An 18,291-nucleotide genomic window follows, 5' to 3' on the forward strand; every position below is an offset into this window, starting at 1 on the left:
TTTATTTGTATAAGATGATATGAACCCGAAGGCTTCATCATAATTTATTTTCTGTTATTTAATAATTCGTTGGCTATTTTCATGATTTCACCCATCACATCTTTGAAAGCCTCCAGTTTTTCCGGAGAAATTTTTTCCATCACCTTCTTGTTGAAATTCACAACGACTTCCTTAGACATATTTCTGGAGTTTAATCCTTTATCTGTAAGTTTGATGATCACCTCTCTTTTATCAGTGGTGGTCTTCTCCTTATAGATGTATCCGTTATCTTCAAGAAGTTTGATGATTCTCGTTAATGAAGTGGGTTCAATAGCCATCTTCGGTCCAAGATTGGTACTTCGAGTTCCTTCTTTAGGATCTATTTTTAAAAGTGTGAGTGCCTGTACCGCTGTGGAATCATGTTCCTGGGCTAATTCTGTGTACATTTTAGAAACAGCCAGCCAGGTCTGCTTTAAAATTAAATCTACGTTTTCTATTTTTTCCTTATTATGATCCATCATTTTTGCGCCAATGGTTTTACCCAAATTTAATAAATATTATGCATGCATAATATTTATTAACGTTAAATTTTGTTAATAGACTGTAAATAAATGGATTAAATTGTATGATTAGCATAATACTATGCATGCATAGTATGTGGATAAATCAAAGAAAATCAAGTATTAATGAATGTTTGAGACTAAAATGATGATTTCTTCAAAAGATTCACATTGATAGGTGGAGGAATCCTTAGCAATTACCCAAAATGGGTTCTGAAATTCGAAATTCAGGTCAGACAGGTCTTTTTGGAAGTTTTTTTGAAGCAGAGAATACAGCATTTCCTTGTGAAATTGTGGTGCAGAGATCACCGGCGGAATAAAGGTCTCATTGATTTGAAATAAGGAAGCATTCGTAAGTTCATTATGCTGAATCAAAATGTCCTCAACAATTCCAGAATACAAATTATTTTCCTTTACATACCATATTTTGTCTGCGAATTCTTTGGCCAGTCGCCAGTCATGGGAAGAAAAAAGGATAAGCTTGTTCTGTTCTTTAGCCAGCTTTCTCAGGGTTTTTAGAATGATGATTTTATTTTTTTCATCCAAATGGGTAGTAGGCTCATCCAGAATGATAATAGGCGAATTTTGGGTAATAGCACGGCCAATAAACGCTTTCTGAAGATTTCCATCTGATAGGTTTTTCAAAAGAGTATATCGGTACTGATTAAGTTGCAGTTCTTCAATAATATGGCCAACCTCTTCACGATCCTCTTTTTTAAGTTCAAAATAAAAAGGGTAGTAGATATACTTTCCCAGAGAAATAAGATCTTCAACGGTATAATGCTGTGGAATAACTGACTTTGAAAAGACAATGGCAATATTCTCCGCAATCTCTTTTACCGAAAGATTTTTTACATTTTTTCCATTAATAGAAATTTCCCCATTCAGTAAAGGGAGTTGATGCAGGATAGATTTGATTAATGTTGTTTTTCCTACACCGTTATTACCAATCAACAGGCATACATCACCAAGCCTTAAATCTGCATTGGCATTGGAGATTAATGTGGTATTGTATCCGATATTTGCCTGTTTGATCTGTAGGTGCATGTTTTTTGTTCGTTTTACGCGAAGACGCGAAGTTTTTTACAAAAATAATGTTTTAAGGCGCAAGGAATTTGACTTTGTCAAATTTTTATCATGTTTATCTTATAAGTTGTTCACAATTCTTGTTACTCCGTTTTTGAAGACATCAGATTGAAAGTTAAGTAATAGTCCCAATTTACAGTTTGTCATTTTTAAGTAAGTTAAAAGCTGCGCTTTATGAGTAGGTGATATATACTCAACTGTTTTTATTTCCAGAATTACTTTGTTTTCAATAATCATATCGAGTCTGAAAGCGTTCTCTATTTTCAAATCTTCATAAATGATTGGAAGTAGCTTTTGCTTTTCTACTAAAAATCCTGCTTTTGTTAACTCATAGAACATGCATTCTTCGTACACATGCTCAAATAATCCTGCTCCAAGTTTTCTGTGAATCTTTAAACCTGTTTCAAAAACTACTTTTGATAATTCATTTTCTGTCATTTGTGGTGTTTTGCTGGACTTAAATATATGAATAGTTGCTTAATAATTACAAAGACTGTTACTAATGATTTTGGAACATAGTATGCCTATTGTTGCGAAATGTTGGATAAACGCGAAGACGCAATGGTTTCCAATATTTTTATGTAATATTGTAAGGCCCAAGAAAATCAAAGATTTTCAGCAAGGTATTGGGGATATTTTTTGGTTAGAATATGAGGTGTTCAATTTTATCGGAGATAAAATCTTTGCGCCTTAAAACAATGTCAAACTCATTTTTATTGCGTCTTTGCGCTTATCCAACAAAAAAGTTACCTCTTATTCTGCTTCAACAGCATCAACAGAATGACAGGAATCCCGAATACAGAACTTATTACATTCAGAGGAATCTGACTTTTTTCGGCAATGACAGAGAAAAATAACATGATAAGCATTCCCAGAAACATATCGAGAATCTATTCCTAGCATAGTTGAGCTTAAATATATGAATTGTTAGATAAGTATAATAGATGTAAGTATATACTTATCAACATTCAAAACTATACTATTAAGTTTATTAGGAAGTCTGTTGGGTAAACGCGAAGACGCAAAGGTTTCTAATATTTTTATGTAATATTTTAAGGCGCGAGAAAATCGAAGATTTTCAGCAAGGTATTGGAGAAATTTTTTGTTTAGAATATGAGGTGCTCAATTTTATCGGAGATAAAATCTTTGCGTCTTAAAAATATAAAATTTTTAAAAGTTTTTTGCGCCTTTGCGTTTATCCAACAAAAAAATCACACTTTATTCTGTTTCAACAGCATCATCAGAATCACAGGAATCCCGAATACAGAGCTTATTACATTCAGAGGAATCTGTGTTTTTTCGGCAATGACAGAGAAAAATAACATAATCAGCATTCCCAGAAACATATTAAGAATCCATTGCTGCCATAATCTGGATGGATTATAAACAAGTCTGCAAAAGTGTGGCACAATGATTCCAATAAACAGAATAGGTCCTAAAAATGCAGTAACAGAAGCAGATAGGAGAGAAGATGCTACTATGATTAAGAGTTTCAGCTGTTTCAGATTGACCCCTAAACTTTGTGCATAGGAATTACCCAGAGAATTTCCAATAAGTGGTTTTATCGCTCTGAAGCAGATCAACATTCCGATTAAAACCAGAACGGAAAGTACATAGATCTGATTCCTCGTTACCATATTATTCGCTCCGAAAGACCATAAAATATAGTTTTTAAGACTTTGATTTTCTGCATAAAACTGAAGCAGAGAAACAATAGCTCCGGCAAAAGCAGATACCAAAAACCCAAAAATAATAAGATATGATTTGTCCTGAAATCTATTGGACATAGAGAGGAGTACCAACATCAACAGTAAGCTGCCTCCAATAGCTGATAAGCTGAGAAAACTATTCTGTAAAAATTCAGGAAGGGAAATAGTATGGGAAAAGAAAATATAAAAAGCAACTGATAAACTGGCGACTGATGTTATCCCCAATATATCAGGTCCTGCCAGTGGATTTTGAAAATATTCCTGCATCAGGAAACCAGAAGTAGGAATGGAAATCCCAGCCAGCATCATTACTAGGACACGGTTGATACGGATTTCAGCAATCTGGCTGTGCGCAGAATCCTGAAAGAAGTCCTGGAAGCTTAAACTTAAAAATCCTGTGTTCAGATTAATAATTGCGCTTGCAATAATGACAATCACGAATAATAAACACAGGATTTTAAATCTTTTTGACATGATTCAGAAAGAGTTCAGTCTATTTATTTTAGGAAAGAATCGATTTTAGAATTCAAAACATCTTCCGTCATCATTCCCAGATATTCGTCGGTTTTATCACCTTTTCTCATGAAAGTAAAGGGAATAGAACCTCCGTCCCATTGTTTGAAGTTGTTGTGAAAGAAGTTTGGATCTAATTTTTGTCCATCCAGTAGGATAATGCTGCCTCCCAATTTATTTTCTGCAGCAAAATTTTTAACAGCACCAGCCCAATCTGCCTTATCATCAAGGTTCACGAAAGTGAATTTTACAGGTTTGCCTTTCAATTCCTCCATTTTACTTTTAAAACTTGGAATTTCTCTGATACATGGGCCGCACCAGGTTGCAAAAAAATTGGTTACATATAAAGTATCATTATTTTTTGCCAAATGCTGGCTTACATTGTCAGGGGAAAGTTCTTGGGGGATAGCTGTACTTCCTTCAAGTTCTGTAGTTTGAGATACAGAAACAGGGTCTGCGCCAGCTGTGTCTTCAGTTTTCTGACCTTCTTTTTTACAGCTGTACAGTGCAGTAAGAAGTAACGTGGATAAAATTATCTTCTTCATAAATTATTTTTTATCTATTTTTGAATTGAAGTTATGGAACAACAAATCTATAAGGGGAAACTGATACAGTTTCATCCGTTAAAAATAGCGAAAAAGGAAGAGCTGACCAAAAATACTTTTTCTCTGGAGTTTGATATTCCTGAGAATTTAAAAGAAAATTTCAGGTTTGAAGCCGGGCAGTTCGTCAGTATAAGATTTCAATCACATGGGAAAGAAGTTATTAATGATTATTCAATGACTTCAGCTCCTTATGAAGAGAAAATATGTCTGGGGATAAAGGTGAATTCCTCTGAAGGAGCTACTTCGCAGTTATTTCAAAATTATAATGCTGGTGATGAACTTTGGGTAAGTGAACCTTCCGGGAGATTTACCATTGTATCCAAACCCAGTGAATTCAGAACTATTGTTGCTTTTGCAGCAGGCATTGGAATTACCCCTATTTTAAGTCATTTCAAAAATATTCTTCACAATGAACCCAGAACGCGGTTGTTTTTATTTTTTGGAAATAAAAGTTCAGAAGATTTAGTCTATCGCGAACAGTTGGACAACCTTGCCAGAACATATGGTGACAGGCTTCAGATATTTTATTTCTTTTCTCAGGAGAAAACAGCAGATCAGTTTTTCTATGGCAGACTGGATGAGAAGAAGTTACATTTGATCATCAATCAGATCCTTCATTTGGATGATACAGATGAAGAATCCACCATTTGGGATGCCGTGGATGAAGTATTGATATGCGGAAAAGGAGAAATGATCAAGACATTGGCCAATGCATGTTATCATCACGGAATTCCGAAAAAGAATATTCATTTTGAACTTTTTGAAGAATTTAATGATGATATTTATCCTGTAGAAAAAGAATTTCCTCTGATTGAAAATATTGAGGTCGAATTTACCATGCTAGGGAAAAAATATACGACCCAGCTTCCTGATAACAAGGATAAAATCCTTCAGCAGCTTCTGATGAAAAAGTTTCCTGTCCCTTATTCCTGCAAATCCGGAATCTGCGGAAGTTGTGAATGTTCTTTAGATGAAGGGGAAGTGGAACTATTAGAAAATGAGTATCTTACCGAAAAAGAGGAAGAGCAGGGACATATTTTAGCCTGTATGTCTATTGTGAAAAGTAAAAAAATAAAGCTTAACTTTGATCTTAGTTGAGAGTTATTAGGAACATATTTAACCTTGGGTTTATATCACTGGAATTGGGAGTTCTGATGATATGCTTCTGTAATGTGTGGGTTTTCGGGCTTACCAATGGGAGAACTTATACCAAAATCTCAAAAATTCCACCTCGTGAAATTGCTTTGGTTCTGGGAACATCTCCAAAAATGAGATCCGGAAAATCCAATCCTTATTTCACCAAAAGAATGGATGCCACAGCCCTTCTTTACCATCATGGGAAAATCAAGAAAATTATAGTAAGCGGGGAAAAAAGCAAAGGTTATAACGAACCGGGAGCAATGAAAAACTATCTGATCAATCAGGAAGGTGTGCCTGAAGATATTATTGTGGAAGATCCTAAAGGTTTTAATACCTATAAAAGTATTCTTCGTTGTAAGGATGTTTATAAGAAGAAGAATGTCATCATTGTATCTCAGGGATATCACAACCTGAGAGCATTGTTTTTTGCAAGAAATAATGATATGAATGCTTTGGGATTTGATGCGCAGGATGTCACAAAACCCGAGAGTTTCTACAGAAACCAGACGAGGGAAATCCTCGCCCGTGTGATTGCTGTAGTCTATTTTATTTTAGGCGTTTCTCCGGATTAGAAAGGATATCCGAACGCGATATTAACTGTTGGTTTGAAAGGCTGGATGAATTTGAATCTCCATCGGTCGCCTTCAGGTTTATTCGGGTCATAGATCTTATACGCAAGGTCAATTCTCGCCGTTACATAAGCAATATTTAATCTTAATCCGAATCCACTTCCGATACCCACCTGTTTCCAGAACTTACCGAACTTAAATTCATCTCCATATCCATCGTTATAGTTACGAAGACTCCATGTATTTCCGATATCGGTAAATAAAGCGCCTTCATAAGTTTTATTGAAAGGAATTCGATATTCAATATTAGTGGTAAGTTTTAGATTGTCTGTCATATAGGTACGAACTCTTTCATCCACCTGGGAATCTGCAGGACCTAATCCTCCAAAGGCTACCCAGGCTCTGATATCGTTGGAACCTCCGTTGAAATAAGACTTGATGATGGGCATATCCTGAGAGTTTCCGTAAGGTATTCCAACTCCGATAAACTGGCGCAGCACCAATGTCTGGTTTCCGTTAAATTTGAAATATTTTCTTGTATCAATATCAAATTTTACAAACTGTGCGTAAGGCAGTCCGAAAATAGTTCCTTGCGGGCCGGTAACAATACCTCCGCCGTTATCTTTTTTATTGAATATACTTAATATATTTCCCGCAAGCTCCACTTTTCCGTTAAAATAAAAGGCATTTGGATATTCTTTCTTTCCAATTTCACTATAGACAAAATTGTAGATCATGGAAGAAATAAGGACATCCTGAGTTTGTCTGTCTTTGTTCACCAATGTTCCGGTAAAGGCTGTTAAAAGATCTCTTCCCTGCTGATTAAGGCTTCCACGGTAAGCATCGTTCTCAATAATCATTTTGGAAACTTCATCTACACTGAGTTTTCCATCTTTATAATCTTGTCCGGTCTGCGCAGTTTCCGGGTTAAACATAAAATAATTTCCGAATACTTCATCTTTTACCCTTCCGTCATTCACAAAGTAGTCATAGTACGCATCTTTATTTTTTGTCAGACTGACCTGAGTATTGAATAAAGTAAGCTTGTGATACACCTGATCATTAACACTTGCCTGATAGTTCAGTCCCGTATTGAAAATCAACCTTCCCAAACCGATGTTGTTCTGTATGGATGCCCCCAGCAAAATAGATGATGTAGGCGTGTATCGTTTTGGAATGAATTTATAATAATTAAAAGGAAGCAGCAGTCTTGGGAAGTTCAGGGATGCCTGAGCCGATATTTCGTAGGCTGCAACTCTTTTACTGATATCTTTTGTACTTCTGATAGAACCAAATGTTCCTGAAAGACTGGTAGAAAGGTTTTCCGCTCCTCTAAAAACATTTCGGGTGGTAAGGTCCACAGAAGGAGAGATCCCCAGGTTTAAAACCTGAGAATAGTTAATATCTGTTCCCACTTTAAGTTCGTATTTCGGAAGTGGTTTCAGTACATATAAAACATCAACAATACTGTCGTTTGGAGAGGTCATTCCGCCTTGTCTCAGAGAGTCTCTTGCTTTAACGATGCTAAAGTTATTCATCGATAAAAGATTTCTCTTGGTTACGTCCAGTTTCGTTTGGTCAAAAACCTTTTTACTGTCCGGAATAATAGCTCTCCACACCGATGAAAGTTTATATTTATCATTCATCGTATGGAATCTTATTCTCCTTAAGCTATCTTTTTTGGTGTTTTTAGGATAATCACCGGGTTCATCCACAATGGCAACATCAATATTTCCAAAAGTGGCTATTTTATAAGGGGTATCCAGGGAATCTTTATGAATTTCCAGGGTTAAAGGAACCTGTTTTCTGCTTTTAAGGGAATCTGCAACGAAATAAACTTCATCATTGGAAGCATTGAACCTGTAGAAACCAAACTCTCTCATCAGATCCGTAATTCTGGTCACCTCTCTTTCCAGAACGGTCTGGTCAAGGATCTGTCCGGATCTTACAAGACTTCTGTTCAGATTATAGTTGTAATACCCTTTGATCCCCTGATCCGGAATATTATAGAAGTAATCCTTGATACGTGTAGGATCATTATGTTTGATGGAATAATTAACCGATGCTTTTTTGGAAGCGGAATCCAGTGTATGTTTAAAATTGACATCAGCATCCCAATATCCCCTGTAGGTAAGTCTTTTCTTGATAGATTCAGCACTTTTTTCACTTCTTGTCTGATCAAGAATAACCGGCGGTGTTCCCCAGTTGTGCAGTAAACGGTCGAAAAGAAGACTTTTTCCGACACTGCTTTTCATATTATATTTAAGGAATAAAGAATCTCTCAGCTTCTGATTTCTCATCTCACCGGGATAGGTCATATATTCATTAAGTATGGTGTCGTATTTCGGATCCGCCATATTGTACAGAAGGAGACTTAATGGCATGAAAAGAAACTGCTTTTTATTGGGCTTCTGCTGAATATAATCTTTAAGTTCCTCATCGAAAAATACTTTCTTATCCTCGAACTCTAAACTGTTCTTGGTAAGCAGATATTCGCCCTCAGGAACTTTTTTTGTCGTACTACAAGCATAAAGGAGACCAACAAATGTTGCAAATGAGATAATTTTATAATATTTTTGAGGAGAATTCTTATAATGCTTACAGCTCATACAATAAAAGTTTTACAATCTTTAGATAAAAAGAAGTTCAGACAAAAATACAATTTGTTTTTGGTTGAAGGTAATAAAATCATTTGTGAACTTTCTAATTCTAACTTTAAAGTTAAAGAAATATTGTCAACCGATCCACAAAAATTGGACCGTAGTGATATCCCTGTTACCCATATCTCTGAAAATGAATTAAAAAAACTAAGTTTTCTTAAAACTCCAAAAGATTCCGTGGCGGTATGTTATCTTGCCGAGGAAGAAAAATGGGAAGATAAGAATATACAATTGGTTTTGGATGGAATACAGGATCCCGGAAACCTGGGAACCATTATACGTCTTGCAGACTGGTTTGGTATTGAACAGATCATCTGTAGTGAAGATACCGTAGATGTGTACAATCCGAAAGTCATTCAGGCAACCATGGGATCTTTTACCAGAGTGAATGTGGTGTATACTGATCTGGTGGAATATCTTTCTAAGACAGAGAATGTAAATATCGGAACAGATATGGAAGGAGAGAATATCTATACTTTCCAGAAACCCGAAAAGCTAAACCTTATTTTAGGAAATGAAGGAAACGGAATGAGACCGGAAACGGAAAAACTTGTACAAAAAAGCATCAGCATTCCAAGATTTGGAAAATCCCAGTCTACAGAAAGCCTCAATGTGTCAATGGCTGCCGGGATTATTTTAGGACAGTTATTTTCAAAATAGAAAATCAGAAACCAGAGGTTAAAAATTATTGTAAAATATTACTGAATAATATCCGGCGCCTGGTTTCTGATATCTGATTTTTATATCAATTGCTCCATACTTGAAACACTTTTATTTTTCTGATAAACCTCCATCTTTTTTCTGACATATTTCAGAGCAATAGGAGCAAGGTAAATCAATGCTGCACCAATCAGTTTTTTCTTCCAGTTGGAACTTTTCATATTCTTTTTGGCATAGTTCCCTACGATAGCAGTAACCCCTAGTTTTACAAGCCCGTCTGTAAGATTTCCTCCTTTGAAAGCAGAGCTCGCAATACCTACAGCTGTATTTTTGCTGATTAGAAGATCTTTTACTTCTGAAGTAAGCTGTTTGGCAATGACATCTTTTCTTAAAACTACTTTTTCATCACCGTCTTCATCAATCTTTTCCTGAAGATACTGATCACTTAAACCATTGGTAAATGCACTTAAGCTTTCTTTTGTATTTTTGAAGGTAAGAAGATTTTCCAGATCACTTATTTCACCCTGAAGCAGTTTTTTCTTTCTTCTTAATTCTTCTATGCTCTCGTATTTTCTGCCCATAGTTTAATGATTTAAAAATTTAATAACCTGATCTGCAACAGTATTCACAATTTTAGTTTTGAAGGCAACTACAAACGCCATTACCAGCGCATAAAATGCAGCCACAATTAAGAATCCATAGGAATAATTATCCAGTGCTTTTCCGATAAGGAAAGCGATTCCAAAGTTGAAAAGGATAATAAAAAAAGCAAAAGCAACAAGCAGTACTACAAAGTAAGTAATGAGCCCGGCAGAAAGTGACGACTTTTCAGTCGCTTCAATTTTCAGAAGATCTATTCTCTTGGAGGCGTATTCTTTAATAGTTTCTATCATTGTTTTTTTTTAAAGTTACAAAAAAAGGAACTTTCGCACAAAAGTTCCTTTCTGTAATTTACTTAAAAAAGATAAATTACTTATTTTTTCAGATCATTCAGTTCCGCTTCTACATCTTTTGCCAAATCTGCAGTTTTAGAAACAATCTGATCTTTGTATTTGTCATATCCGTCTTTCACTGTATGTGCTACGCTGTTAGCTGTTTCCTTGAAAGTAGAAGAAATATTGCTGTACTGGTCTTTCACCTTTTCAGAAACCTCACCGTATTTGTTCTTTGCCTGATCTTTAAGATCATTTGCCTTCGTTTTAATTTTTTTTCTGGTTTCTTTACCTTCTTCCGGTGCGTATAACATTCCTAAGATTACACCTGCCGCAGCACCTGCAAGAAGTCCTGCCAATATACCTGCTGTATTATTTCCTTTTCTAGACATTTTAAGTTTTTTAATAATTAATAATAGATTAGTTTTTACAGTAATAAAACTTACAATTTGTATACCAAAGGAGGCCTGAAGCCTATTAAAAATTGTTAAATCTTTTTGATGTGAGATAAAATAAGCTGTATGGTTTCTTCTTTGGTGAGTGTCGAATTATCAATAACAATAGCATCGTCAGCCTGCTTCAATGGGGCTATTTCACGCTCACTATCGATCTTGTCACGTTCTATCAGGTTTTGTTTTACCTGTTCTTTATCTGCTTCTATACCCAGTCCTTTCAGTTCCAGAAACCTTCTGTTGGTTCTTTCATCAATACTGGCAGTAAGAAAGAATTTATAGTCTGCATTTGGCAGAACTACTGTCCCGATGTCACGTCCGTCCATAATAACGCCACCTTTTTCTGCCAAAGTGCGCTGTGACTGCAGGAGGAAATCTCTCACCTCTTTTTGCTTGGCAACAAGGCTCACATTATCAGATACGATATTGGTACGGATTTCCGTAGAGATATCTGTGTCATTCAGGAAAAGAATAAGCGTGCCGTCGCTGTTTTTAAATTCAAGTTTAATCTGGTCAAAAGAAGAGAACAGCGTATTCAGATCAATCTCACCGTTTTCGTTCAGACAATGCTGCAAAGCATACCAGGTAACTCCTCTGTAAAGTGCTCCTGTATCCATATGAATAAGTCCCAGTTGATCAGCAATGATTTTTGAGATAGAACTTTTTCCGGTAGACGAGTACCCATCGATAGCAATTACAGGTTTTTTCATACTGCAAATTTCAAGATTTTTTTTAGAAAATCAAGAAGAAGTAAGAAAATTTCAGAATAATTAAGAAATTTCCGGCCAGGAAGATTATTCTCCTCTGTGGCTGGAAAGGTCCATGGAAATTCCTATCTGATTGACGTTCGAAGAGTTGTGATATCTCACGTGGGCATAATCAATACGGAATCTGGAAACTTTAACTCCAAATCCAGCAGAAAGTCCCGAGAAGTTTCTTTGATCTGCAACAGCCAGTTCATTTCCTCTTTTTACATTATATCCCAGTCTGATATTGAAATTCTTTTCCGGAAACAATTCTGCTCCCAAAGAAAAGTGGTCTGCGATCTTTCTGCCGGCACCCACTTTTTGCCCGTCCAGGTTTTCTTCTGAAGAAATATCAAACTTCTGAAGATCATGTGCGGTAATGGTGATGGCAAGAGGAAAATTCTTGATGATTTTGGTATATCCCAGATCAACCCTGAACGGAAGATTCTCTCTTGTTCCGTTAAAGGATTTCAGCTGGAAACCAAAATTTCTCATCACAAGTGATAGTACTTCTTTATTCTTTTTATTATGATAGGTAATTCCCGCTGTTCCTGAGATGGCGGAAGAAGTATAGTTGTCAATTTTTGAGGTAATGAAATTAAGCCCTCCACCAATCGTCCAGTCTTCCTCAAACTGGTAGGCATAGCCTGCGCCAATCGCTACATCTGAAGCTTTAAATTCTCCGTTTTCAAAACCGCTTTCATCTGTCCTCGGAATACTTCCATAGCTCATATACCTTGCATTGATGGTAGCCATGTGGCCATTTTCAAAGTCTTTGGCATAAGCAATCGTTCCGTATTTCGAGTCGGCAAGGTAAGCCGTTGCGTTTACAGAAAGCTGTTTGTCAGAATCTTTATTTAAAAGGGCAGGGTTTGCAATAGCAAAGGAAACATCATAATCTCTTACCGAAATTGCATCTCCGCCCAAAGCAGCCTGTCTTGCAGATACAGGTACATTTAAGAACGGATAGACATTTGTTCCCGTTTGCGCATAAGAAACAATTCCTGATAGAAATAATGAAAAAATGATAATTTTCTTCAACTCAATTTATAATTAATGCAAAAATAATCCTTTTTCGTACTTTTCAAAATATTTCTTACATTATTTCTATTTAAATATTTTTCTTTTATCAATATCATTAATGATTATATTTGCAAAATCAAATTCCGGGGAAACCCGTACTAATAAAAAGTTACTTAAAAATAAAAGATGAAATATAAAAGAATCCTTCTGAAACTGAGCGGTGAGGCCTTAATGGGAAACAGACAATACGGTATTGACAACGAAAGACTGCAGGAATATGCATCTGAGATCAAAAAGGTAGTTGAAAAAGGCTGTGAAGTAGCGATCGTGATTGGAGGAGGAAATATCTTCCGTGGGGTAGCAGGAGCTGCAAAAGGTATGGACAGAGTGCAGGGAGATTATATGGGAATGCTTGCTACTGTTATCAATGGTATGGCTTTACAGGGCGCATTAGAAGATGCAGGAATCAAAACAAGACTTCAGTCGGCTATCGAAATGGATAAAGTAGCTGAACCTTTCATCAAAAGAAGAGCAGTAAGACACCTTGAGAAAGGAAGAGTAGTGATCTTCGGAGCTGGAACAGGAAATCCTTATTTTACCACAGATACAGCGGCTACCTTAAGAGCGATCGAAATCGGGGCTGATGTAATCTTAAAAGGAACAAGAGTAGACGGAATCTATGACAGCGATCCTGAAAAGAATGCAAATGCTGTAAAATACAATTCATTATCTTTTGATGAAGTATTTGAGAAAAACCTTAAAGTAATGGATATGACTGCTTTTACTTTGAGCCACGAGAATAAATTGCCAATCATTGTATTCGATATGAACAAAGATGGAAATTTAGAAAAAATCGTAGACGGAGAAAATGTAGGTACTTTGGTTAATTTATAATCAATATAAGCTCTAAAAAATATAAAAACACCTGTTACAGTAATTGTGACAGGTGTTTTCATTTTAACACTAATCTGAATTATTTATCCACACCAGCATTTTGTGTGACGTTTTCCTTTTCAACCAAAACATAACGGGAAGAAATCCATCCGATGATCTGATCGATTATTTTTAGAATCATCTCTAATTCCGTGACAGCAGTTACTCCCGGTACCAGCTTCACATCGGGTTTTGGTAATGGCTGTGATAAAATAAGTCCTTCTACCTGTGGATTGGATCCTTCCGCAGGAATACCATTATACATTCCCACATGCTGTACTGATAACTGAAGCATGTAGTCTTGCAAAGACTCAGGAGGTGTCTTGATGCTCACCGAGGAGGCGCTTGAGTGTTGGAGCTGACCTGGGAGCGATTGGTTCTGTATTCTTGTATAACTGGCTCCTGAATTTGAAGAATCAGCAATCGCCATCTTTTGTAAAGCATTTAATAAGGCTGCCGTCATATAGGTAGGAGCCTGACCATAAATAGTTGCTATTTTTCCCAGTTCCGATACCGGCCATGCATGAGGAACAACGTCCAGATCATTCCAGTGCATGGTATTCCAGCTTTGATAAGTACCTGTCTGCTGCTGCCATCCCGGAGGCAATGGTGGGAATTTACTGTTGAACAGGTTGGCAAATGCAGCCTCACCCGGCGTTGGTCCGGCAGTAGGATATACAAGTGTTACCCCAAAAGAATCCAGATCTTTATTCTCTTTCAGGTAAAGGGCGAGGGTAGGAGATAATGCTCCGGCAAGACTGTGCCCACAAAATATGATGGCTGTATCCGGATCCGGACTTAAGCTGGCAAGAAACTGTTGAAGTGTGGTATTGGGTGAAGCAGCAGATGGAGGACTTTCAAGCCCGAGAAGGATACTTATACCAGTAGCAGTTCCTTTTGAAATATAAGGATCAGTGCCATTATAAGCTGATGGAGCGAAATTGGAAGGATTATAAGTGGTCCAGTTTACTACTTCTGCCACTGAGAAATCTTCTGTTTCCCAATCGTAAAGAGAGGAAGGATTAGTGGCAGCAATAGCCACAACGTAGGTAGGCAATGTAGGACCTCCCGGAAATGCGACAGCATTAGACTTAACGACATATAATGCATTATCTGCAACACCAGTAGGAACTCCCTTTTCATTTTTTTCTTCGATCAGAGCAGGGCCCCAGACCAGATCCCAGTTTCCTAATTCCGCTACTGCTGAAGGATTAGCTATGGAAGGTATTTTCTGATCCATTATTTTAACCGGAGGAACATTGTTAAAATAATAGGATAAATCATACTGAAGCTGTTGCTGCAGTTGGATACCAAAACCGTTGTAGCCTCCGGCACGGTTGGCAAGACCTGCCATACCGAAAACTTGTTGATAGGCATCTAAAGATGGATTTGTCATGATGTGATTGGTTTAAATTAGTTTATAATTGTTCATTTCTGCAAAATGTCTTCTCCAAGACTTTCCGTTTGTAATGGCAAGTTTTCCGTTTGAAATACCTGCCGACGTTTCGTTTAAAAGAATAGAGTAAAGGACGTTATTAAAAATGATATCACACTAAGTAGAAATAACCAAAATATTCGGTAGGTATTTGTACCCGGAATTTTGCACTTAGAGATCTATGTTAATAAAAATCAGTGTTATTCCTCCTTGCGTTATCTCAACAATGAAGCTGGGTTCTCCGAGGTGCAACTAGAAGTTAACGGAGTCAACCGCTATGTAGGCAAAAGGCTAGAATCAAGGATTTGACAATAGGAAGGAGGAAATCAATTCTGAAAGAGAAAAAAAAAACAAATGAAGATCTGAGAAATTAATTGTTATTTATTTGAGGAAATATCCAAAAACCGTGTGGTATTTTGTAAATTCAATAATTTCTCTATCTTTGGGACTTAACTAAAACTAAACTAATAACTATGAAAAAATTACTTCTGCTAGCAAGCAGTGTGTTGCTATTTTCTTGTTCAACCAATGAAGAAATAGGAAATCAGGAAAAATCTACACTTTCTGAAGAGAAAATTCAAGCTTTTAAAAAAGGTTCCGAAAAAGGCTCATCTGGTGATCCTACTACTTTTAAGTGTGGTTCAACCAGTTTTATTAATCCTATCAACGTAAATCCGAACTATCCGTACATCAGTAATTACGAGGTATTGTACAAGGAAGGAACTCCAATGTGGGGAAGAAACCAGATATATCTTGATAAATTTGTTGCACAGGCTTTGTTTCCGTCTATAAATGGTCCCTTTCTAGGTGCTCCGACAATCTACTATGGATATAATGCATACGGGGATTTCCTGAGCGATCCTACTCCTTATGATAATAATGCGGAGTATTCGTACGGGCAAGATGCTGATAATGCTTCATTCTACGGAGATATTTTCCCTTATAATGCACCAATGACGAATGATGCGGCTAATACTGTCTATCATTATTTTAAGACTTATATTGACCAATGGACCTCTCAAGGTAAGCATGTAGTAGCAGTACATATTTTTACTGAAAGCTATCTTTGTATACCTGCCGCAAAAGGCATAAGAATAAGATTGAAATTAAGTAATTAATTGTCTTCCTACTTTAATAGTAATGATAGCCTTCTCTTGGAGAAGGCTTTTTGGTTTAATTGCCAGAAAAGCTAGTGAACATGGAAATTACTGCTGAAGATTTAGTAAATTCCATGGACAAAACAAAATGATTTTATATAGTGTCCTATTTAAAAATATCAACGTTTTCACAAAATACAGAATGCAGTCTTACCAGAATATGGAAATAATCATTATTTTTGCAGCACTGAATAGCAAAAGGAATTTAAAATAGTAAGAAAACACTGATTTTGACAGCGTTTTTAGTTTAATTGATTGATATTCAGATGGATTAATAGATGTGTAATTTATCAAACTATACTATAATAATGGAAGAATTAGATCTTATATTAGAATCTGTAAAACAGGACATGGATGCAGCGGTAAAGCACCTGGATCACGCATTTCAAAGAATTAGGGCAGGACGTGCTTCTACGACAATGGTTCAGGATGTAATGGTAGAATACTACGGAGCAATGACTCCTATCAACCAGGTTGCGAATGTTTCTGTTCCGGATGCAATGACAATCTCTATTCAACCTTGGGACAGAACGGCAATCAATGCGATTGAAAAAGCAATCATCAATTCCAACTTAGGTTTTGCACCTTCTAACAACGGGGAAAACATTATCCTTAATGTTCCGCCTTTAACAGAGGAAAGAAGAAAAGAGCTTGCAAAACAGGCTAAAGTGGAAACTGAGAACACTAAAGTAACGGTAAGAAATGCAAGACAGGACGGTTTGAAAGAACTTAAAAAGCTGGAAGGAGTTTCTGAAGATGTAGTAAAAGGCGTGGAAGAAGAAATCCAGGCTTATACTGATAAATACGTTAAACTTTGCGATGAGCATCTTAAGACAAAAGAAGCTGAAATTATGAAAGTATAATTTTCAGTTTTGAAAAATAATAAAGAGATTTCCTATAGGAGATCTCTTTTTTTTTGTTTTTTTGCTGTTTTATTTAACTTTTTATAATGCAATGCATTCTTATTCCATACTATATTGTGAAGTATTTACGTTCATTCATTATATTTAATGAATTATTCCTGACGTTCAATTAAAAAACAGGAAACAGATACTATAATGATGACAAAAATAATCGGGGTAGGAAATTATATCCCATCGGAAACAATAACCAATTTATTTTTTGATAAACATATTTTTCTTAATGAAGAAGGGATTTTATTAAAGGAGAATAACGCTTCCATTACGGATAAGCTTAAAAAGATTACAGGTATTGAAGAAAGGAGATATGCACATAGTACACAGGTCACTTCAGATCTGGGCGTCATTGCGGCGCGTGCAGCTATAGAAAATGCAGGAATCGATCCTGAAACATTAGACTATATTATATTTGCCCATAATTTTGGGGATGTTCGCTTCGGAACGGTTCAGTCTGATACGGTGCCCAGCCTTGCTGCAAGGGTGAAGCATGTATTGGGAATCAGAAATAATTTCTGTGTGGCCTATGATGTTCTTTTCGGATGTCCGGGATGGATTGAAGGGGTAATTCAGGCTCACGCGTTTATCAAATCCGGTATAGCGAAGCGATGCCTGGTTATTGGAGCAGAAACACTTTCCCGTGTGGTAGATATCCACGACAGAGACAGTATGATCTATGCGGATGGAGCAGGAGCAGCTGTTCTGGAAGTAAATCAGGATGATGATGCCGGGATCAAATCCCATTTGTCAGCTTCTTATACCCTTGAAGAAAAAGACTATCTGTATTTTGGAAAATCTTACAACAACGAAAGATGCCCGGATACCCGATACATTAAGATGGATGGTCGTAAAATATATGAATTTGCTCTCGTGAATGTTCCGGATGCGATGAAAAAATGTCTGGACAACAGTGGATATTCTATTGATCAGCTCAATAAAATTATCATTCATCAGGCGAATGAAAAAATGGACGAAGCCATCGTGAACAGGTTTTATCAGCTGTATGGAAAACCGGTTCCGGAAAATATCATGCCTATGGTTATTCATAAATTAGGTAACAGCAGTGTGGCTACGATTCCTTCTTTGCTGACGATGATTTTGCAGGATGAACTTGAACATCATAAAATCAAAAAAAATGATATTGTGTTATTTGCTTCAGTAGGAGCAGGGATGAATATCAATGCTTTTGTGTATCAGTTTTAAAAATAAAAAGAG

General features: G+C 36.5%; 19 protein-coding genes. 7 read left to right on the plus strand and 12 right to left on the minus strand.

The window, feature by feature from the left end; genetic code table 11:
• Positions 1-44: 44 nt before the first annotated feature.
• The 5 genes from DEU39_RS03325 to DEU39_RS03350 all read right to left on the minus strand — a co-directional run bounded on the left by DEU39_RS03325 (position 45) and on the right by DEU39_RS03350 (position 4,392).
• Positions 45-497, minus strand: a complete 453-nt coding sequence (locus tag DEU39_RS03325) for a MarR family winged helix-turn-helix transcriptional regulator (protein ID WP_062671553.1) — start codon at positions 495-497, stop codon at positions 45-47.
• A gap of 165 nt (positions 498-662) precedes the next feature.
• A complete protein-coding gene (locus DEU39_RS03330; protein WP_120230937.1) occupies positions 663-1,586 on the minus strand; it encodes an ABC transporter ATP-binding protein in 924 nt (307 codons plus the stop codon).
• Between the two features lie 99 nt (positions 1,587-1,685).
• Positions 1,686-2,063, minus strand: coding sequence for a GxxExxY protein (locus tag DEU39_RS03335; protein WP_062670086.1), 378 nt, complete (start codon positions 2,061-2,063; stop codon positions 1,686-1,688).
• A 773-nt stretch (positions 2,064-2,836) separates the two neighbouring features.
• Positions 2,837-3,808 (minus strand): FecCD family ABC transporter permease, encoded by a 972-nt coding sequence (locus tag DEU39_RS03345; protein WP_183037368.1) that lies wholly within the window; start codon positions 3,806-3,808, stop codon positions 2,837-2,839.
• Between the two features lie 23 nt (positions 3,809-3,831).
• Positions 3,832-4,392, minus strand: a complete 561-nt coding sequence (locus DEU39_RS03350; protein WP_120230939.1) for a TlpA family protein disulfide reductase — start codon at positions 4,390-4,392, stop codon at positions 3,832-3,834.
• Positions 4,393-4,425: 33 nt separating this feature from the next.
• On the opposite strand from DEU39_RS03350, the gene DEU39_RS03355 reads away from it, so the two are divergent.
• Together DEU39_RS03355 and DEU39_RS03360 are read left to right on the plus strand one after the other, a co-directional pair.
• A complete protein-coding gene (locus tag DEU39_RS03355) occupies positions 4,426-5,550 on the plus strand; it encodes a ferredoxin--NADP reductase (protein WP_120230940.1) in 1,125 nt (374 codons plus the stop codon).
• A 56-nt stretch (positions 5,551-5,606) separates the two neighbouring features.
• Positions 5,607-6,164, plus strand: coding sequence for a vancomycin high temperature exclusion protein (locus tag DEU39_RS03360; RefSeq protein ID WP_373427997.1), 558 nt, complete (start codon positions 5,607-5,609; stop codon positions 6,162-6,164).
• On the opposite strand, the gene DEU39_RS03365 is transcribed toward DEU39_RS03360, so the two are convergent.
• Positions 6,161-8,770: a BamA/TamA family outer membrane protein gene (locus DEU39_RS03365; protein ID WP_062670078.1), complete on the minus strand. Its 2,610-nt coding sequence runs from the start codon at positions 8,768-8,770 to the stop codon at positions 6,161-6,163. The genes DEU39_RS03360 and DEU39_RS03365 overlap by 4 nt on opposite strands.
• Here DEU39_RS03365 and DEU39_RS03370 point away from each other — a divergent pair.
• Positions 8,756-9,481 (plus strand): TrmH family RNA methyltransferase, encoded by a 726-nt coding sequence (locus tag DEU39_RS03370; protein WP_120230941.1) that lies wholly within the window; start codon positions 8,756-8,758, stop codon positions 9,479-9,481. The genes DEU39_RS03365 and DEU39_RS03370 overlap by 15 nt on opposite strands.
• Positions 9,482-9,561: 80 nt before the next feature.
• On the opposite strand, the gene DEU39_RS03375 is transcribed toward DEU39_RS03370, so the two are convergent.
• From DEU39_RS03375 to porQ, 5 genes are all read right to left on the minus strand, one after another.
• Positions 9,562-10,062, minus strand: coding sequence for a hypothetical protein (locus tag DEU39_RS03375; protein WP_062670076.1), 501 nt, complete (start codon positions 10,060-10,062; stop codon positions 9,562-9,564).
• A gap of 3 nt (positions 10,063-10,065) precedes the next feature.
• Positions 10,066-10,374 carry a phage holin family protein gene (locus tag DEU39_RS03380; RefSeq protein WP_034694332.1) on the minus strand — a complete coding sequence of 103 codons (309 nt, stop codon included), beginning with the start codon at positions 10,372-10,374 and terminating at the stop codon, positions 10,066-10,068.
• 80 nt (positions 10,375-10,454) lie between these two features.
• Positions 10,455-10,805, minus strand: coding sequence for a YtxH domain-containing protein (locus DEU39_RS03385; RefSeq protein ID WP_047431084.1), 351 nt, complete (start codon positions 10,803-10,805; stop codon positions 10,455-10,457).
• 95 nt (positions 10,806-10,900) lie between these two features.
• Positions 10,901-11,575 (minus strand): (d)CMP kinase, encoded by a 675-nt coding sequence (gene cmk / locus DEU39_RS03390; protein WP_120230942.1) that lies wholly within the window; start codon positions 11,573-11,575, stop codon positions 10,901-10,903.
• 84 nt (positions 11,576-11,659) lie between these two features.
• The gene (porQ, locus tag DEU39_RS03395) at positions 11,660-12,652 is read right to left on the minus strand and encodes a type IX secretion system protein PorQ (RefSeq protein ID WP_062670073.1); all 993 of its coding nucleotides are present in this window, start codon (positions 12,650-12,652) and stop codon (positions 11,660-11,662) included.
• A 168-nt stretch (positions 12,653-12,820) separates the two neighbouring features.
• Here porQ and pyrH point away from each other — a divergent pair, with 168 nt between their 5' ends.
• Positions 12,821-13,528, plus strand: a complete 708-nt coding sequence (pyrH, locus tag DEU39_RS03400) for a UMP kinase (protein ID WP_062670071.1) — start codon at positions 12,821-12,823, stop codon at positions 13,526-13,528.
• Between the two features lie 79 nt (positions 13,529-13,607).
• Here pyrH and DEU39_RS03405 read toward each other — a convergent pair whose 3' ends face one another.
• On the minus strand, positions 13,608-14,963 hold the full coding sequence (locus DEU39_RS03405) for a lipase family protein (protein WP_120230943.1): 1,356 nt from the start codon (positions 14,961-14,963) through the stop codon (positions 13,608-13,610).
• A 512-nt stretch (positions 14,964-15,475) separates the two neighbouring features.
• Here DEU39_RS03405 and DEU39_RS03410 point away from each other — a divergent pair.
• The 3 genes from DEU39_RS03410 (at position 15,476) to DEU39_RS03420 (ending at position 18,279) form a co-directional block, all read left to right on the plus strand.
• The gene (locus DEU39_RS03410) at positions 15,476-16,120 is read left to right on the plus strand and encodes a hypothetical protein (RefSeq protein WP_120230944.1); all 645 of its coding nucleotides are present in this window, start codon (positions 15,476-15,478) and stop codon (positions 16,118-16,120) included.
• Between the two features lie 347 nt (positions 16,121-16,467).
• On the plus strand, positions 16,468-17,022 hold the full coding sequence (gene frr, locus DEU39_RS03415) for a ribosome recycling factor (protein ID WP_034694343.1): 555 nt from the start codon (positions 16,468-16,470) through the stop codon (positions 17,020-17,022).
• A gap of 195 nt (positions 17,023-17,217) precedes the next feature.
• Complete coding sequence (locus DEU39_RS03420) at positions 17,218-18,279, plus strand: 3-oxoacyl-ACP synthase III family protein (RefSeq protein WP_062670066.1); 1,062 nt, start codon at positions 17,218-17,220, stop codon at positions 18,277-18,279.
• The last annotated feature ends 12 nt before the right edge of the window (positions 18,280-18,291 follow it).

Origin of the sequence: Chryseobacterium sp. AG363, from assembly GCF_003610675.1 — a bacterium.
GTDB classification, from domain to species: Bacteria; Bacteroidota; Bacteroidia; order Flavobacteriales; family Weeksellaceae; genus Chryseobacterium; species Chryseobacterium cucumeris.

Coding starts and splice junctions, on each gene's coding strand:
- DEU39_RS03325 (WP_062671553.1), bottom strand. CDS start 497: ATGGATCATAATAAGGAAAAAATAGAAAACGTAGATTTAATTTTAAAG.
- DEU39_RS03410 (WP_120230944.1), top strand. CDS start 15,476: ATGAAAAAATTACTTCTGCTAGCAAGCAGTGTGTTGCTATTTTCTTGT.
- DEU39_RS03385 (WP_047431084.1), bottom strand. CDS start 10,805: ATGTCTAGAAAAGGAAATAATACAGCAGGTATATTGGCAGGACTTCTT.
- DEU39_RS03405 (WP_120230943.1), bottom strand. CDS start 14,963: ATGACAAATCCATCTTTAGATGCCTATCAACAAGTTTTCGGTATGGCA.
- DEU39_RS03345 (WP_183037368.1), bottom strand. CDS start 3,808: ATGTCAAAAAGATTTAAAATCCTGTGTTTATTATTCGTGATTGTCATT.
- DEU39_RS03375 (WP_062670076.1), bottom strand. CDS start 10,062: ATGGGCAGAAAATACGAGAGCATAGAAGAATTAAGAAGAAAGAAAAAA.
- pyrH (WP_062670071.1), top strand. CDS start 12,821: ATGAAATATAAAAGAATCCTTCTGAAACTGAGCGGTGAGGCCTTAATG.
- DEU39_RS03350 (WP_120230939.1), bottom strand. CDS start 4,392: ATGAAGAAGATAATTTTATCCACGTTACTTCTTACTGCACTGTACAGC.
- DEU39_RS03380 (WP_034694332.1), bottom strand. CDS start 10,374: ATGATAGAAACTATTAAAGAATACGCCTCCAAGAGAATAGATCTTCTG.
- DEU39_RS03365 (WP_062670078.1), bottom strand. CDS start 8,770: ATGAGCTGTAAGCATTATAAGAATTCTCCTCAAAAATATTATAAAATT.
- DEU39_RS03360 (WP_373427997.1), top strand. CDS start 5,607: ATGATATGCTTCTGTAATGTGTGGGTTTTCGGGCTTACCAATGGGAGA.
- DEU39_RS03330 (WP_120230937.1), bottom strand. CDS start 1,586: ATGCACCTACAGATCAAACAGGCAAATATCGGATACAATACCACATTA.
- cmk (WP_120230942.1), bottom strand. CDS start 11,575: ATGAAAAAACCTGTAATTGCTATCGATGGGTACTCGTCTACCGGAAAA.
- frr (WP_034694343.1), top strand. CDS start 16,468: ATGGAAGAATTAGATCTTATATTAGAATCTGTAAAACAGGACATGGAT.
- DEU39_RS03335 (WP_062670086.1), bottom strand. CDS start 2,063: ATGACAGAAAATGAATTATCAAAAGTAGTTTTTGAAACAGGTTTAAAG.
- DEU39_RS03420 (WP_062670066.1), top strand. CDS start 17,218: ATGATGACAAAAATAATCGGGGTAGGAAATTATATCCCATCGGAAACA.
- DEU39_RS03355 (WP_120230940.1), top strand. CDS start 4,426: ATGGAACAACAAATCTATAAGGGGAAACTGATACAGTTTCATCCGTTA.
- DEU39_RS03370 (WP_120230941.1), top strand. CDS start 8,756: ATGCTTACAGCTCATACAATAAAAGTTTTACAATCTTTAGATAAAAAG.